A 15,543-nucleotide genomic window follows, 5' to 3' on the forward strand; every position below is an offset into this window, starting at 1 on the left:
AGCGCCCCCATGCCTGCTACACCAACAGCCAACAGCCGCAGGACGCCAGGAGGCGGAGAGGGCTCGGACCCCCCGCCACGGATCGCGACCCTGCCGGCGCGAGCCAAGCTGGAGCGGCTGCTCCGGGTGGCCAAGGGTCACAAGAAGGCCCTGGTCCTCACCCATGACAACCCGGATCCCGACTCCATCGCCTCCGCGGTGGCCCTGGCCCATCTGTTGAAGGAGCGGGCGGGCTTGGAGGAGGCCCGGGTGGGTTACGGCGGCATCATCGGCCGCGCGGAGAACATCGCCTTCGTGAAGGTGCTCCGCCTCCCCGTGGTGCCCATCGCGCAGCTCGACCTGGACGAGTACGACCTGCTGGCGCTGGTGGACACCCAGCCGCCCACGGGCAACCACGCCATCCCCCCGCGTCTGCGAGGCGAGGTGGACATCGTCATCGACCACCACCCGCTGCGCGACGAGAGCCTCGAGGCCCCCTTCGCGGACGTGGGAGGCGACTTCGGCGCCACCTCGACGATGCTCGTGGAGTACCTGCGCGCCGCGAGGATCGAGCCGTCGACGGAGGTGGCCACCGCGCTCTTCTACGGCCTGAAGGCGGACACGCGAGACCTGGGGCGCGAGACGACCCAGACGGACATCGACACGTACCTGTGGCTGTTCCCGCGGATGGACAAGCAGCTGCTGGGACAGATCGAGCACCCGGAGCTGCCCGCGCGCTACTTCCAGCTGTACCACACGGCCTACGAGCGGGCGAAGGTGTACGGGGACACGGCCATTGTGACGGACCTGGAGGAGGTCTACTCGCCGGACATGGTGGCCGAGGTAGCCGAGCGGCTGATGTTCCTCGAGGGGATGAAGTGGTCGCTGGCATACGCCACGTACCGCAACCAGCTCTTCCTGTCGTTGAGGGTGAAGGATCGGCGGATGAACGCGGGCCGGCTCATCCGGGAGATCTGCGAGGACTACGGGGGCTCGTCGGGAGGCCATGGCAGCATGGCGGGCGCGCGGATTCCGCTGTCGGGGCGGGCGACGCAGCGCAAGGCGCTCAAGCGCGAGCTGGTGCGCCGCTTCCTCGAGGCCTTTGGAGTGTCGGACGAGCGGCCCGTGGGCCTGCTGTCCGCGCCCTCGCCGTGATCTACTGGGACCACAACGCGGCCGCGCCGGTGCGGCCGGAGGTCGCCACGCTGCTGGCGCGGACGTTCTCCGAGGGAGGTTGGGGCAACGCCTCCAGCGTGCACCGGAGCGGGCGAGAGGCCCGGGGCCGGCTGGACGCGGCGCGGGCCCGGGTGGCGCGCGTGCTGGGATGCGAGCCGAAGGAGGTGTGCTTCACCGGCTCGGGCTCGGAGGCGGACGCACTGGCCTTGAAGGGGGCCTGGCTCGCGCGGAAGGAGCCGCGGCGGCGACGCGTGGTGACCTCGACCCTCGAGCACCCGGCGGTGCTGGCGGCGCTGAAGCAACTGGAGACGCAGGGCGCGGAGGTGGTGCGGGTGGGCCCGGGGCGGGACGGCCGGGTGGCGCTGGAGGCGATGCTGGAGGCGCTGACGCCGGAGACGGTGCTCTGCTCGTTGATGTGGGCGAACAACGAGACGGGCGTGGTGCAGCCGGTGGCGGAGCTGTCGAGGGCCTGCCGGCAGCGGGGCATCCTGTTCCACACGGACGCGGTGCAGGCGGCGGGGAAGCTCCCCACGAACCTGCGCGAGGTGGACGCGGACCTGCTGACCCTGTCGGCGCACAAGTTCGGAGGCCCCGCGGGAGCGGGCGTGCTGGTGGTGCGCAAGGGCGTGGAGCTCCAGGCGCTGACGCCGGGACACCAGGAAGCGGGGCTGCGCGGAGGGACGCAGAACGTGCCCTACGCGGAGGCCCTGGCACTGGCCCTGGAGCTGGCCCACGAAGAGCAGCCGGCACACGCGGAACGGGTACGGACACTGCGGGACACCTTCGAGCACGAAGTACGCTCGCGCATCGCGGATGTGACGGTGAACGGAGAGGGAGCGCCGCGGGTGCCGAACACGAGCAACCTGTGCTTCCACGGAGCGGACGGCGAAGCACTGCTGATCGCGCTGGACCTGGAGGGAATCTGCGTGTCGTCGGGAGCGGCGTGCGCCTCGGGGACGCTGACCCCCTCGCACGTGTTGCTGGCGATGGGCCTCACCCCCGCGCAGGCACACGGCTCCCTGCGCTTCTCACTCGGTCCGGCGACGACGGAGGCGGAGGTGACGCGGGTCGTGGAGGCGCTGGCCACCCACGTCCCGAGGGCCCGTGAACTGAACGTATAAGCCCCCTCTCCCCCTGGGAGAGGGCTGGGGTGAGGGTATCTCCTCCCCTGTGCCCCGACTCCGCCCCCGTGAACCAGAAGCCCCTGACTCACCACTTCTGATCGGGGAGCTGCTTCTCGCGAACGTCACCTGGGGGCTGGCCATAACCCGGAGAGCCCTCGTGGGCCTCGTTGGGGTTGTCCGGCTTGTGCTCGACCTTGCGCTCCGTATCGGCCTCGCGGGTCTCCTGCGGCTTCTTCTCCTTCTCGGTCGCCATCTCGAATCCTCCCTCGTGGAGGGGAAGATCGGCATCGAGGGAACGACCGGCATCCAGGAGCGGGCAGACAGGGGAGCGCAGACCCTCACCCCCGCCCTCTCCCTGAGGGAGAGGGAGATGGCTCACTTCGCGTCGGTGATCCCGAACAGCCCGCGGACGACGGCGGCGATGGCCAGCGGCGTGCCCACCCGCTCGTCGTAATGCGGCGCCAGGGCCTCGGCGAAGGCCTCGGCGGAGGGGAATCGATCCTCGGGATTGACCGAGAACCCCCGGTGGATGATCTCGTCCAGGGCCTCGGAGATCTCCGGGCGGATGAGACTCGGCGGCAGGTAGTCCCGGTAGACGATCTTCGTGAAGACCTCTTCCGGGGTGGAGCCGGTGAAGGGGCGCTGCAGCGTCAGCAGCTCGTAGAGCACGACGGTGGCGGCCCACAGGTCCACCTGTGGGGAGATGGCCCCCTGCAGGGCCTCCGGCGACAGGTAGTAGGGCTTGCCAAGGACCTCGCCGCCCTGGAGCACGCCATCCACGCGCAGGCGGGCCACGCCGAAGTCGCCCAGCTTGATGTCGCCCAACCGCGAGATGAACAGGTTGGAGGGCGAGATGTCGCAGTGGACGATGCCCAGCGGCTCGTCCTGGGGGCCGGTGACGGAGTGGGCGTAGGCCAGGGACTCGAGCAGCACCCGGCCCAGGTAGATGGAGAAGTCCAGGGGCAGGTGGATGCCGCGCAGCTTGCAGCGACGGAGGATGTGACCCAGGTCCCTCCCGTCCACCAGCTCCATGACGATGAAGTACTGGCCCTCGACCAGGCCCACGTCGAGCACCTGGACGATGTTGGGATGATCCAACTGCTTGGTGAGACGGGCCTCGGCGGCGAAGAGGGCGACGGAGGCCGGATCCTTGGTGAGGGCGGGCAACAGCCGCTTGAGGGCCACGGTCCAGCCCTGACGCGGTCCGGAGCGGACGCGAGCGCGGAAGACCTCGGCCATGCCCCCCTTGCCGAGCTGCGATAGGATTTCGTAGTTGCCGAGGATCCGGGGGATCCGCGGCGTGGGAGAGGTGCTCACGCGCTCACGGTCCCGTCTGTTGCCGCCTTCCGGCAGAAGCCTTGGAGTGGTTGGTGAAGGCCTGTTGGGTCAGCTGGACGTACTTCCCGAGGGACGCGGGATCCGACCCCAACAGCTTGTCCAGCTCGGCGTCCTGGGTGCCCTCGGCGATGGCGAAGCCGAGCTTCACCGCCATCCCCAGGTGGGACAGGGCCTGCTTCTTGTCGCTGATCCGGCTGTAGGCACAGGCCAGGTTGTAGTGGATGCGCGCATCACGCGGATTGAGCGCCCAGGCCCGGTTCAGGGCCTCGATGGCGTCGGAGGCCTGGCCCCGCATCAACCAGGCGGTGCCCAGGCCGAAGAAGGCCACCCAGTTGCGATCGTCGTAGGAGAGGCTCCGCTCGAACTCGGCGGCCGAACCGCCCCAGTTCTTCTCCCCCAGCAGCCGGTTGCCCCGCTCCAGCGCCGCCTTGGCGGCCTCGGGGTTGCGCTTCTCCGAGCGCAGGCGCGACATGGCGGCTCCCCCGCCACGCACCGAGGACGCGGGAGGTGCCTCCGTCACCGGCTGCAGCACCATCAGGCCCCCCTTGCCCAGCACCGGCGCCTGACACCCCGCCCGAGGCCGCACGTAGGCCGTCAGCGTCCGATCCTCCGGGCTGAACAGGGCGAGGATGGGCAGGGTGTCCATGGTGGGGCAGGACGTCCCCTCCAGGCACAGGGTGAGTTGCCCCACCAGCACGTTGCCCTGGAGCACCCCTTCCAGCACCCGGCTCCGGGGGGCGAAATCGCAGGGGCCTCCTCCGGTGGTGAATGCCACGAGCCGATCCTTCTCCGTGCTCAGCTCCACCCGCCCCAGTACGCTCGCCTGGTAGCTCCCCTGAGGAACCGACTCCGCGCTGGCGGCTCCGGGGGCTGCGGCGACGAAGGCCGCGAGGCCGATTGTTCTGGATACGGACGCCATGGGTGGGAGCCGCTCCATCATAGGAGGGGGTCGGCTGGCTTGTAAACGTGCGCCAATGGCTTGACCCATCCCCCCTGCGTTCTTATCATTCCTCCAGCGATTCCTGGGTTTCTCCAGGAGTTTCAGGGATTTGCAGTAAGGAAAGGCTTGTTGAAGGGCTGTCCCCTGCGGGGCGCGTGATGCCCAGCAGAAATTCGAACCGATACGTCCATATCGGGGTCCGTTTCGGGCTCCATGTGCAAGCCCTCCCCTCACGGGATGAGGGAAGCCTACGGAGCCACGACTTCGAACCCCACCTGGCTTTTTTAGGGTTCAATGGACGCTAGGCACACGGCCATGCTGCGGGGGACTTTTTCTTACTCTTGTCGGGAGCGGGGCAGGTGGCGAGCGAGACGGTGGCACAAGAGGGGACGGCTCGGAAGGTGTCGCTGCGCGAGGAGCTGACGGCGCGGCGTAAGGCGATGACGCCTGACATCATCGACGAGCGGGGGCTGAAGGTTCAGGCGCGGTTCCTGGCCACGCCCTACTACCAAAAGGCGAGGACGGTGGCGCTCTACGCTCCCATTCGGGGCGAGGTGCCCACACGGGACATCCTCATCGCGGCGCTGCAGGACGAGAAGATCGTCTGCTACCCGCTGTCCCACGTCCATGGACGCATCCTGTCCTTCCGGGCCATCAAGTCCGAGGCCGAGCTGGAGCCGGGGCGGCTCGGAGTGCGCGAGCCCACCAACTCCGCGGAGCTCATCCCGGTGGACCAGATCGATCTGTTCGTGGTGCCCGGGCTGGGCTTCACGCGCGACGGCAAGCGACTGGGCCGGGGTGGCGGCTATTACGACGCCACGCTCAAGGCGGCCTCGGCACGCAGCCGCCGGGTGGGGCTGGCCTTCGGCGATCAGATCGTCGATACCATGCCGACGACGAATGACGACGTGGACATGGACCTCGTCGTCACCGAGTCGGAGACAATGCGCGGGCTCTACCGCGACTGGGATTTCCTCGACACGTGAAAGTACTCTTCATGGGTGATGTGGTGGGCAGGCCGGGAGTCACGGCCGTGCGCACCCTTCTGCCCAAGCTCATCGCGCGCCACTCGGTGGACCTGGTCGTCGCCAACGCTGAAAACAGCGAAGGCGGCGCCGGGATCTCCCCCGAGTCGGCCGAAGCGCTGCTCGCCAGTGAGGTCAACCTCCTGACGAGCGGCAACCATTTCTGGACCAAGAAGCAGATCCTCCCCTGGGTTCAGGACAACCCGAACCTGCTGCTGCGCCCGGCCAACTACCCGAAGGGGGCGCCGGGCAAGGGGCACACCGTCATCCAGACGCCGGACGGGCGCAAGCTCGGGGTGCTCAACCTCGAGGGGCGCGTCTTCATGAAGCCGCTGGACAACCCGTTCACGGTGGCGCCGGATCTGGTGGCGGAGCTGCGCAAGCAGACGCCCTGCATCCTGGTGGACATGCACTGCGAGGCCAGCAGCGAGAAGAACGCCATGGGCGCGCACCTGGATGGCAAGGTGTCCGCCGTGGTGGGCACGCACACGCACGTGCAGACGGCCGACGAGCGGATATTGCCGGGTGGCACGGCCTTCATCACCGACGTGGGCATGTGTGGCCCGCTGGACTCCGTGATCGGGGTGAAGAAGGAGCTCTCCATCGAGCGCTTCATCACCCTGCGCAACACGCCCTACGAGGTGGCCAAGAACCTCGTCTACCTGCAGGGCGTGGTCATCGACATGGATGACAAGACGGGGAAGGCGCGGAGCATCGAGCGCATCCGCGAGCACCTGCCGGGTACGTAGGCCCTCCCCTCGCCTTCTGTGTCAACCCGGCCGGGTTTTCGGCTAGGTTGCGCGGCGCCATGTCCGAAAATCCGCTGCGCAAGGCGACCCCCCAGGAGCAGTTCGAGGAAGTGACCCGAGGCACCGTGGACATCCAGGTGCCCGAGGATCTGAAGAAGAAGCTCGAGCGCTCGTATGAGACGGGCAAGCCGCTCGTCATCAAGGCGGGCTTCGATCCGAGCCGTCCGGACCTGCACCTGGGCCACTCGCTGCTGCTCACGCGCATGCGGCGCTTCCAGGACTTCGGCCACCAGGTGGTATTCCTCATCGGCGACTTCACCGCGCTGATCGGCGATCCCTCGGGGAAGAACGTCACGCGCCCCGCGCTCACCCGCGACGAGGTGAAGGTCAACGCCCAGACGTACCAGGACCAGGTCTTCAAGGTGCTGGACGCGTCGAGGACGCAGGTGCGCTTCAACTCCGAGTGGTTGGACAAGCTGGGCACGGAGGGGATGATCCGCCTGGCGGCGCGCTACTCGGTGCAGCGCATGCTGGAGCGCGATGACTTCAAGAAGCGCTTCCGCGAGAACCGCACCATCTCCATCCACGAGTTCCTCTACCCACTGCTGCAGGGCTACGACTCGGTGGCGCTGAAGGCGGACGTGGAGCTGGGCGCGACGGACCAGCTCTTCAACCTGCTGGTGGGCCGGCAGCTCATGAAGGACGAGGGAATGGAGCCGCAGGTCATCATGACCGGGCCCATCCTCGAGGGCCTGGACGCGAAGATGGTCGACGGGAAGATCGTCGGCGACAAGATGTCCAAGAGCCTGGACAACTACGTGGGCATCAGCGACTCGCCGGATCAGATCTACGGCAAGCTGATGAGCATCACGGACGATCTGATGTGGCGGTACTACGAGCTGCTGTCGTCCCGAACGCTCAAGGAGCTGGCCGAGCTGAAGGCGAAGGTGACGAGCGGGGAGCTGCACCCGAAGGCGGCGAAGTCCGGGTTCGCACTGGAGATGGCGGCGCGCTTCCACGACGAGGAGTCGGCGCGCAAGTCGATGCAGGCGTGGGAGGAGCGCTACTCGCAGAAGAAGATCGTCGCCGAGGATCAGCCGCTGGTGGAGCTGTCGCTGGGCGGGACGCCGAAGATGCTGCTGGCCAAGGCCCTGGCGGAGGCGAAGCTGGTGGCGTCGCTCACGGAGGGTCGCAAGCTGATGGGCCAGGGCGGCGTGCGGGTGAACGGGGACAAGGTGTCCGACCCGAAGCACGAGCTGGACGCGGGCGAGTACCTGGTGCAGGTGGGCAAGCACAAGTCCGCGCGCATCAAGCTGGCCTGAGCGCTCTCCCTGAGCGCTCTCAAGCAGGGCGGGTATTCTGCGCGGCATGCGGATCCCGACCCTGCTGCTCATCGCCCTGTGCACCCTCCCCTTCCGCGCCCACGCCTCGGGCGCCTTCGTGTCCGGCACCCGGCTGGAGGCCGTGTCGGAACCCGACTCCACGAAGGTCGTCTTCACCGTCGAGCCGGACACGGCCTACCCGGTCATCAAGAAGGGGGGCCCCGGACGGACGTGGTGCAAGCTGAAGGGCGCCACGGGCGAGGGCTGGGTGAAGTGCGACGGCACGGCGGAGCTCCCGGACAAGCCTCGCCTCAGTGGTGAGTTCCTGGCCTCGAGGGATCGGGCCCCCGAGGCCGCGCCCCTGCCGGCCGACGTCCCCCAGGCCCGGGGCTGTGCCGCCCGCTGCGACAACCCTCCCCTCTTCCGCCAGGCACCCACGCTCACGCCCGTGGATCGCGAGGTGCTCGGGATGTGCCCGGCGCGACCCGACGCCTCGGTGAGCCGCGGAGACGTGCAGCGCTTCATCTCCGCTCACTACGACGACCCGCGCATCCAGCGCGCCCTGTCCGTGGCGGGGCGCCCGGGCTCGCGCCAAGCCAACATCGAGTGGCTCACCGGCCTCTGGGTGAGCACGGGGCCGCGCAACGCCTTCACCCACGTCTTCTGCGGTGACGACTGGACCACCCGGACCGTCGGCGGGCTGCACTACCTGCCGCGTTACGCGCAGCTCGAGTCCGAAGGGAAGCTCTGCTTCGACGGCCCGGGCCGCAAGGGCAAGGCGCTGCAGGGCTCGCAGTACCTCATCCGCTTCCGCGGCGTGGCGCCCTGGTCCTGCGCGGAGAAGAAGCTCGGAGGTTTCACGCAGGAGACGGACCCGGTGGCCATGGTGGCCGTCGGCACCCGAGCCTTCGCCCGCTGCTGCGCGCGCGATGGCGCCAAGAAGGAGGGCGGCGTGTACTCGGCTCCGGACCTTGGCGGCACCTCGTGGCGCATCTGGTGCGGCACGCGCAATGGCACCTACGGCATCGCCTCGCTCTACCCCACCGACGAGCGGTCCACCTGCGGCGAGTAGTCGACCCGCTCAGGAACGGGCGCGGCGTGGCAACAGGGCCAGGGCCATCAGCGCGACCGCGCCCACCGAGGCGCCACCGCCGGCGCTGCCGCAACCCCAACCCAGTGGGGAGAGCTTCTCCTCGTCCGTCTGTCCCGGGTCGACGCCCGCGTCACCCGGTCCGGGAGTGCCCCCATCCTGGCCGGGCGTGGTTCCTCCGTCCTGGCCGGGCGTGGTGCCTCCATCCTGACCCCCACCACGGGGACCCCGCCGCGAAGGGTCGGCGATGAGGTCGTCCCGACGATGTAGAGCTGCTGCTCCTGGGAGCTATCGAACGCCAACCGCCGGCCCGTGTCATCGAAGTCGCCCCCGAACATCCGGGTCCACTCCACGCCCCCATCCCTGCCGAGCCGGGTGACGAAGGCGTCCTGTCCCCTGGCGGCCATGGGTGGAGCCGTGTTCCCGGGAAACTGGGGAGCGTTCGTCCTGCCCGTGACGAAGGCCACACCGTCCCTGTTCGTGAGGATGCCTTCCGGCCATTCGTCCGTGGCGCTGGGACTGCCATCCGCCGCGGTACCTCCCAGGTAGGTGTTCCAGGTGACGCTGGGGGGTCGAAGACGTTTGCGCGCTGGCCTGTCCCGGCGGCACGACGAGCGCGAGTGGAACGAGGCCAGCCATCACGGCGGCGGTGCGAAGGAGGCGGCGAGCGGACATGGAAGTTCTTCCCTCGCCGAGTATGCCCTACTCGCGGCCGACCGTGAGCACCGCCCCCTTCGAGTAGGCCGTGAACTCGGGCGCGTACATCGATTGGACCGTCGCGGGTCCCACCCGGAACGTGCCCACCATGTTCGCCCTCAGCCGGTAGCGCAACGTGTACTCGCCCGCGGGCAGCCACTCGAAGAAGAAGCTCGTCCCCGAGTCCCTCGGCTCCTCGTACCAGACGATTCCCAGCTCGTACCGGTGCCGGGACTCCGTACGCTCCGGCTCCAGTCCCGCCGCACGTGGATCCCTCACGTGCACGTACTCCGCGGCGTGCTTCGTCCTCACCGAGAGTTGCACCTCCACCTCGTCCCCCGGCGCCACCACCGCCCCCTCCGCCAACGGCCGCAACACCGCTTCCTTCCCCACCCGCTCACGCAGGAAGTAGCGACGGGACACCTCGAAGAAGTCTCCCCGCTCCTCCTCCGGCAGCCGCTCCGTCGAGAAGTGCCAGGTGGCCGAGGCGAACGCGAGCCCCTTCCCCTCCTTCTCCACCCTCACCACGCTGCCCGTCTCCGGCTTCACCTCCGGCCCCGGCACCACCACCCGGTTCCCCTTCCCCGTGTACGTGTCCGGCTCGAAGGCGAACGCCACCGTCCGGCCTCCCACCGTCACCTTCGCCTCCTCGCGATCCTTCAGCGCCCCCTCGCGCTCCAGGTACCGCACCAGCGCGTATACCGCCTCCGCCGTGGCCCTCGTGGACTTCCAGTGGCCCAGCTTGCGATCCAACAGCAGCCACTGCGCCAACCCGTGCCGCCGCTCGTCCCGCGGGTTCAGCTCCATCAGCGTGCGCAGCGCGAAGGACTGTGTCTCCGTGGTGTCGTTGTACCAGAGCCAGCTCCGCGCCTCCGGCGCCCAGTACGTGCCCAGCTCCTCGCTCGTCTTCGCCGAGCTCATCACGCTCTCGAAGACGCGCCGCGCGTCCGTCTCCCGCCCCGCGCGCTTCAGCGCCAGCGCCAGGTAGCCCTTCAGGTACGGCGAGTGCTCCTTCCAGTGCTGGAAGCTGAAATCGCGGATGCGCGCGCGCTCCTCGGCACTGAGCGCGTTGCCCGTGTAGCGCGCGTCCGGGAAGCTCGAGGCCACGTACTCGAGGAAGGTGAGGAACTCCCAGCAGCAACCCTCCTTCCGCATCCGCTCCGCGTAGTCCGAGCGGAAGTGTTGCGCGAGGTACTCCCACGCCCGCATCGTCATGTCGCGGTCCACCTCCACCCCGTGCTCCGCCGCACGTGAGAGCCCATGGAGGATGTAGAGCGTCATGTACGGCGACGGCGGACCTCCCGGCCACCAGGAGAAGGCTCCGCTCGGCGACTGCGCCTGACGCAGCTTCACCATCGAGGCCTCGCGCTCGGCCTTCGCCACTTCCGGATCCAACACCTTCGCCAGTTGCTCCACCTCCTCGCTCCCACCCCGCGACTCCTCCAGCCAGGGCGACTCCTCCAACACCATCTTCCGGTTGGGGTCCACCGCGTCCCATGTGTCGAAGCGCGTCGCGCGCGTGCTCAGCGACTTCGCCAGCTTCGCCATCTCGGGGTAACGGCCATACAGACTGGAGAGGATGCCCGTGGACACGAAGCGGTTGAGGGTCTGCTCGGTGCACTCGTAGGGATGGTTCACCAGGTACGGCATCGCCCCCAGCACCGCGTGGAAGAGCTGCGCGTCCACCGACACCACGAGTTGCTCGTGACGCAGGCTCGGATCGTCTCCACGCCGCATGTCCGGGAACTCCATCACCTCGTGCTCCCCGCCTCGCAGTGCCACGAAGCGCGATTGCGTCAGGTGCATGCGGCCGGGCAGCACGGGCAGCGGGCGCAGCTCCCCATCACTGAAGTCCCCGGCGCTCGCGGTGACCCGGAAGGCCACCGGCCCCAGCTCCGCCGGCGTCACCAGCGGGAAGCGCACCGTCGTCCCCTTCCCCGCCTCCACCCGGAAGGACTGGCGCGCCGTCTTCACTTCGAAGCGGGACAGCAGGCTCGCGTTCGTCTCCGGCTCCACGATGTCCAGTGCGAGCGAGCCCTCCAGCGCGGCCTCGCCCGCGTTGTTCACCACCACCTCCAGCACCGCACGGTCACCCTCGCGCAGGAAGCGCGGCACGTACGGGCGCACCATCAGCTCCTTCACGCTCCGGGTCTGGCGCGTCAAGGAGCCTCCCTTCAGGTCCTTCGTCAGCGCGTGCACCCAGACGTTCCACGCCGTCACCGAGTCCGGCACGGTGAACTCCAGCACCGCCGAGCCGTCCGGCCCCGTGAGCAGCTGCGGTACCCAGAAGGCCGTCTCCGCGAAGTTGCCGCGCACCGCGTCCTTCGGCACCGCCCCGCTCACCGCCAGCTCCGGCTTGGGAGCTTCCTGGTTCCTGGAGAGATCGCCGAGGGCGAAATCCAGCTCCTCGCTGGGACTGGGGGCGGCCCTGGCTGCTCGAAGGGGGAGCTGGATGATCTCCCTGCGCCTCATGTCTCTGTGCAGCGATCCCACCGCCAGGCCAGGGAGGCCACCCCACCCGGGCCCACCGAGGCCCTTGTCGTCCTCGAACAAGAGCTCGTCTCCCTGGGGATGGCGCCAGTCCGGCAACGCCCGGAGCCCCTGGCCATAGAGCCACCGGGAAGAAATCTCCTTCGGGCTCGCATCCAGGTACACCTCCCCCGCGCGCTGCGGGTAGTAGTCCGCCACGGCCGGCGGCGAGTGCCGTGCGAAGAGCTCCAACGAGTGATCGTACATGTACGCGAGCAGCTCGGCGGCCCCCGCATCCACCCTCTCTCCCCGGGGCCCCTTCACCGTCACCCGCCACGTCTCCTTCGCGCCCGGACGCAGCCGATCCCGGAAGGTGGCGAACTCCAGGTGCAGCTCCTTGTCGTCGAAGGGCACGAACACCGACTGCTCGAACCGCAGCACCTGATAGTCCCGCACCGCCACCAGGGTCACCGTGAAGCCGCCGCGCAGGGACTCGGTGACGGGAACCTCCAGCACCGCCGGACTCTTGCCTCCGGTGAGCACACGGCGCTGCACGAACCGCCCTCCTTGCGAGATGTCCAGGAACAGCGGCTGCCCCTCGAAGCCGGAGAAGGCCAGCAGGCGCGCCGTCTCGCCCACTTTGACCGAGGTGCGCTCGGTCCTCAGCAACGCCGGCACGGCGATCGGTGCACGCTCGCCCGCGACCAGCACCTCGCGCGAAATGCTGAAGCGCTCCCCGAAGGCATCCTCCGTTTCGTAATGCACGCGATAGATGCCAGGGCTCAACACGGGCAGCTTCACCCGCGCGAGCCCCTGCGCGTCATGCACCACCGCGCCCCGGGCCATCTCCTCGTCATCCGCCCAGTCCCGGAAGGCCTCCTCCTCGGAGGGTTCCACCGGCCAGCGGGGCCGCGACAGATCTCCCGGCGTGGTGACACGGGCGTCCGCGTCCACGCTCGCCTCGGAAGGGAGCCGCATGGGCAGCTCGTCGGGCATTCGGGGCTTCGCGGGCTGCTTCAGCGTCACCAACCGCCACCGGCCCGCCCCGGACAGCGGCACGCCATCGAGGTTCGCGCGCATCAGCCGAACCTCCGGGGCCATGCCCTCGCGGAAGAAGCCCTCGTCCATGTCCACGCGGCCCTCCACCGCCACCAGTCCGAGCCGGAAGCCGCGGCTCGCCGAGCGTGTCTCCCCGCCCTCGTCCGTCACGTCCGCCTCCACCCGGTAGCTCCAGGAAACCTCGCGCGAGGAGGGGGCCCGCTCGTCCGCGTCCGGAGTGAAGGTGAGCTGGAACCCACCGTCTTCACCCACGGGCGAGGTGCCGCTGGCCACCACCCGGGAGTACGTGGGGAGGTCGTGCGCGTGAGACCACCAGAAGGGATAGCGGGGCTCGCGGTGGACGCGCCAGCGCACGGTGCCGCGCGTCACCGGCAGCCCGAAGTAGTAGCGGGCCTCGCCCCGGAAGGTGGCCGGGCGGTTGAGGCGCAACGTCGCGTCCGAGTCCTTCAACGTCACCTCGAAGGTGGGACGCTTGTACTCCTCCACGCGCACCCGCGCGGTGCCCACCGCGACCTTGCCCACGTGCGCCACCATGCGCCACGCGCCGAGCAGCCGCCCCGCGGGCACGGTGAATTCACCGGCCACCGAGCCGAAGCCGTTGGTCCGCACCTCACGCTTCTCGACGGCCTGACCGTTCGCGTCCATCAGCGACACCGTCAGCCGCTGCGCTGGCAGTGTCCGATAGCGTGACTGATCTCCCCTCCCTCGGAAGGGCACCACCTTCCACCGCACCTTCTGCAACGGGCGGTACACGCCACGATCCGTGAAGACGAGCGCCTGTGTCCGCTCCCGTCCTGACCCTTCACTCCCGTCGCCGTAGAACGACTCCGAGCCGACCAACGCCCGCTGGCCCCGGCCCACGACGAGGAAGGCCCGCGCCCCAAGCTTCTGGAACAGCACCACCCCTCGGGCATCCGTCTTCAGGGTCCGCACCACGCGGCTCTCGCTGTCCACGTCCATCAGGCGAACCTCGACACCCGGCGCGGGCTGGCCCGTCTCGCCCTCCACCACCCGCACCTCCAGGCGGCTGTCCGCGTCCATCCGAGTGACGAAGACCCACGGCGTCACCGTCATCAACGTCGCGAGCACCTGGTTGTGCGCTTCCCGGAAGTCCTCGTGCACCGAGGCGACGATGAGGTAGCTGCCCGGCTCCGTCAGCGGCGGCACCACGAAGGTGCGGTGCGAGCGCAGATCCGGTGTCCCAGGCAGGGATGCACTCCAGGCCGCCACGGGCCTCCGCTTCTCGATGAACGAGCGCAGCCGCTCCCCGGAGTCCCCGTCCAGGTCCTCCTCTCCGTCCTCTGCCAGGAACTCGTCGTAGAAGCTGCCCCTGGCGAGCCTCGACTCCACGTCGTACGCATAGGCCCGGAAGTGCAGCCGCGGCAGGTTCCGGTGCGTCACCTCGATGGAGCGCTTGCGTGCACCATCGGACCGCATGCTGGAGAGCGAGAACTCCGGCGCCTCGAGTTCCGCCACCATCCGCGCGCACCACCTGCCTCCGACACTGTCCGGGAAGGCCGCCGCGCATGCCTTGCCCATCGCGTGCGCGCGCACCGGCCGATCCGCGGACCTCTCGCGATCCGCCAACCAGGCCTGTCCCATGGCCCACCACGGCACGTCCCGGTAGCCCTCGAGATGCTCGGTCACGTGACGGCGGATGCGGGCCCTGTCCACCACCTCGCGGAAGGCCTCGTGGAGCGACTGGCTGCGCGCCAGGTGTGCCTCCAGGGCCGCCTCGCGCCGGCCCGAGGCGCGGTGCCAGGCCTCCAGGTCCCCCAGGACGGCGGCCACCTTGCGCAATGGATGCACCGACGGGTCCACGAGGTCCACGCTCTTCGGAGTGCCCTCCAGCAGCTCGCCCAGGTCCAGGTGGTGCAGCTCATCGGACTGCCCGGGCCGCCACTGGCCCTGGTCCGAGAGCATTTCCACCCAGAGGTACGTCACCGCGTCGCGCAACGTGTCGCGGATGCCCGGAGGATAGGTGTTCGGAGAGAGGAAGCCCGCGAGCGCCTCGACCTTCTCCCCCCCCAGCCGCTCCCGTGCCGCCCACGCATCCGCGAGCGCGCGCCGGGCCTCGGTGAAGATCTGCTCGGCCGTCCACTGCTTCAGGTCCACCGTTCCACTGGAGACCACCTGCTCGCGCCGGCTCACCTCCCAGCGCTTGTAGCTCGCGTACTGCAGGAGCACGCCGGCGTAGTAGAGGTCGAGCGCGGTGCGCGGCAGCACGCCCTTCGGCCACGGCTGCTCCCGGAGGAACCGAACGTTCGCCTCGAACTCGTGCAGCCCGCTCCGCAGCTGCACCGAGCGGATGAGCGCCCGCGCCCACTCGTCCTCGTTGCCCTGCGCGCGGGCCTGCGCCAGACGCGCCTCGGCGCCCTGGATGGCGGCCTCGAGCTTCTGGTCATCCGCCAGCGCGTCGATGTCCTTCCACGTGGGCACGGGTGACTGTGCCCGCGCGGACGGGACGGCGAGCACGAGGGTGGTGAGCGTCAGGAGGACGATGAAGGAGCGAGCGACCTGAAGTGGTGACATGGACGGATGGCGCGAGAACGTCGAACCCAGGGCATAATGCGCGC

The 15,543-nt window shown here is 69.2% G+C and carries 10 protein-coding genes and 1 other RNA gene; 7 read left to right on the forward strand and 4 right to left on the reverse strand.

Going from position 1 to position 15,543, the window contains the following annotated elements; all coding sequences use genetic code 11:
• The first annotated feature begins 9 nt into the window (after nt 1–9).
• Complete coding sequence (locus JQX13_RS48125; RefSeq protein WP_203406105.1) at nt 10–1,134, forward strand: DHH family phosphoesterase; 1,125 nt, start codon at nt 10–12, stop codon at nt 1,132–1,134.
• Nucleotides 1,131–2,276 (forward strand): cysteine desulfurase family protein, encoded by a 1,146-nt coding sequence (locus tag JQX13_RS48130; RefSeq protein ID WP_203406106.1) that lies wholly within the window; start codon nt 1,131–1,133, stop codon nt 2,274–2,276. The genes JQX13_RS48125 and JQX13_RS48130 overlap by 4 nt, the downstream gene beginning before the upstream one ends.
• 88 nt (nt 2,277–2,364) lie before the next feature.
• On the opposite strand, the gene JQX13_RS48135 is transcribed toward JQX13_RS48130, so the two are convergent.
• The 3 genes from JQX13_RS48135 to JQX13_RS48145 form a co-directional block, all read right to left on the reverse strand.
• Entirely contained in the window at nt 2,365–2,532 is a 168-nt protein-coding gene (locus JQX13_RS48135) for a hypothetical protein (RefSeq protein ID WP_203406107.1), read from the reverse strand.
• 122 nt (nt 2,533–2,654) lie between these two features.
• Nucleotides 2,655–3,596: a serine/threonine-protein kinase gene (locus JQX13_RS48140; protein ID WP_203406108.1), complete on the reverse strand. Its 942-nt coding sequence runs from the start codon at nt 3,594–3,596 to the stop codon at nt 2,655–2,657.
• Between the two features lie 4 nt (nt 3,597–3,600).
• On the reverse strand, nt 3,601–4,536 hold the full coding sequence (locus tag JQX13_RS48145; protein WP_203406109.1) for a tetratricopeptide repeat protein: 936 nt from the start codon (nt 4,534–4,536) through the stop codon (nt 3,601–3,603).
• 159 nt (nt 4,537–4,695) lie between these two features.
• Here JQX13_RS48145 and ssrS point away from each other — a divergent pair.
• From ssrS to JQX13_RS48165, 5 genes are all read left to right on the forward strand, one after another.
• Nucleotides 4,696–4,888: non-coding RNA, 6S RNA (gene ssrS / locus JQX13_RS56700), on the forward strand.
• Nucleotides 4,889–4,916: 28 nt separating this feature from the next.
• Nucleotides 4,917–5,543: a 5-formyltetrahydrofolate cyclo-ligase gene (locus JQX13_RS48150; protein ID WP_239014312.1), complete on the forward strand. Its 627-nt coding sequence runs from the start codon at nt 4,917–4,919 to the stop codon at nt 5,541–5,543.
• Nucleotides 5,540–6,331, forward strand: coding sequence for a TIGR00282 family metallophosphoesterase (locus JQX13_RS48155; RefSeq protein WP_203406111.1), 792 nt, complete (start codon nt 5,540–5,542; stop codon nt 6,329–6,331). The genes JQX13_RS48150 and JQX13_RS48155 overlap by 4 nt, the downstream gene beginning before the upstream one ends.
• 59 nt (nt 6,332–6,390) lie before the next feature.
• Entirely contained in the window at nt 6,391–7,653 is a 1,263-nt protein-coding gene (gene tyrS / locus JQX13_RS48160) for a tyrosine--tRNA ligase (RefSeq protein ID WP_203406112.1), read from the forward strand.
• A gap of 46 nt (nt 7,654–7,699) precedes the next feature.
• On the forward strand, nt 7,700–8,725 hold the full coding sequence (locus JQX13_RS48165; RefSeq protein WP_203406113.1) for a hypothetical protein: 1,026 nt from the start codon (nt 7,700–7,702) through the stop codon (nt 8,723–8,725).
• 720 nt (nt 8,726–9,445) lie between these two features.
• Here JQX13_RS48165 and JQX13_RS48170 read toward each other — a convergent pair.
• Complete coding sequence (locus JQX13_RS48170) at nt 9,446–15,499, reverse strand: alpha-2-macroglobulin family protein (protein WP_203406114.1); 6,054 nt, start codon at nt 15,497–15,499, stop codon at nt 9,446–9,448.
• Nucleotides 15,500–15,543 lie beyond the last annotated feature (44 nt).

Origin of the sequence: Archangium violaceum (assembly GCF_016859125.1) — a bacterium.
GTDB classification, from domain to species: Bacteria; Myxococcota; Myxococcia; order Myxococcales; family Myxococcaceae; genus Archangium; species Archangium violaceum_A.

Coding starts and splice junctions, on each gene's coding strand:
- JQX13_RS48125 (WP_203406105.1), top strand. CDS start 10: ATGCCTGCTACACCAACAGCCAACAGCCGCAGGACGCCAGGAGGCGGA.
- JQX13_RS48135 (WP_203406107.1), bottom strand. CDS start 2,532: ATGGCGACCGAGAAGGAGAAGAAGCCGCAGGAGACCCGCGAGGCCGAT.
- JQX13_RS48145 (WP_203406109.1), bottom strand. CDS start 4,536: ATGGCGTCCGTATCCAGAACAATCGGCCTCGCGGCCTTCGTCGCCGCA.
- tyrS (WP_203406112.1), top strand. CDS start 6,391: ATGTCCGAAAATCCGCTGCGCAAGGCGACCCCCCAGGAGCAGTTCGAG.
- JQX13_RS48165 (WP_203406113.1), top strand. CDS start 7,700: ATGCGGATCCCGACCCTGCTGCTCATCGCCCTGTGCACCCTCCCCTTC.
- JQX13_RS48170 (WP_203406114.1), bottom strand. CDS start 15,499: ATGTCACCACTTCAGGTCGCTCGCTCCTTCATCGTCCTCCTGACGCTC.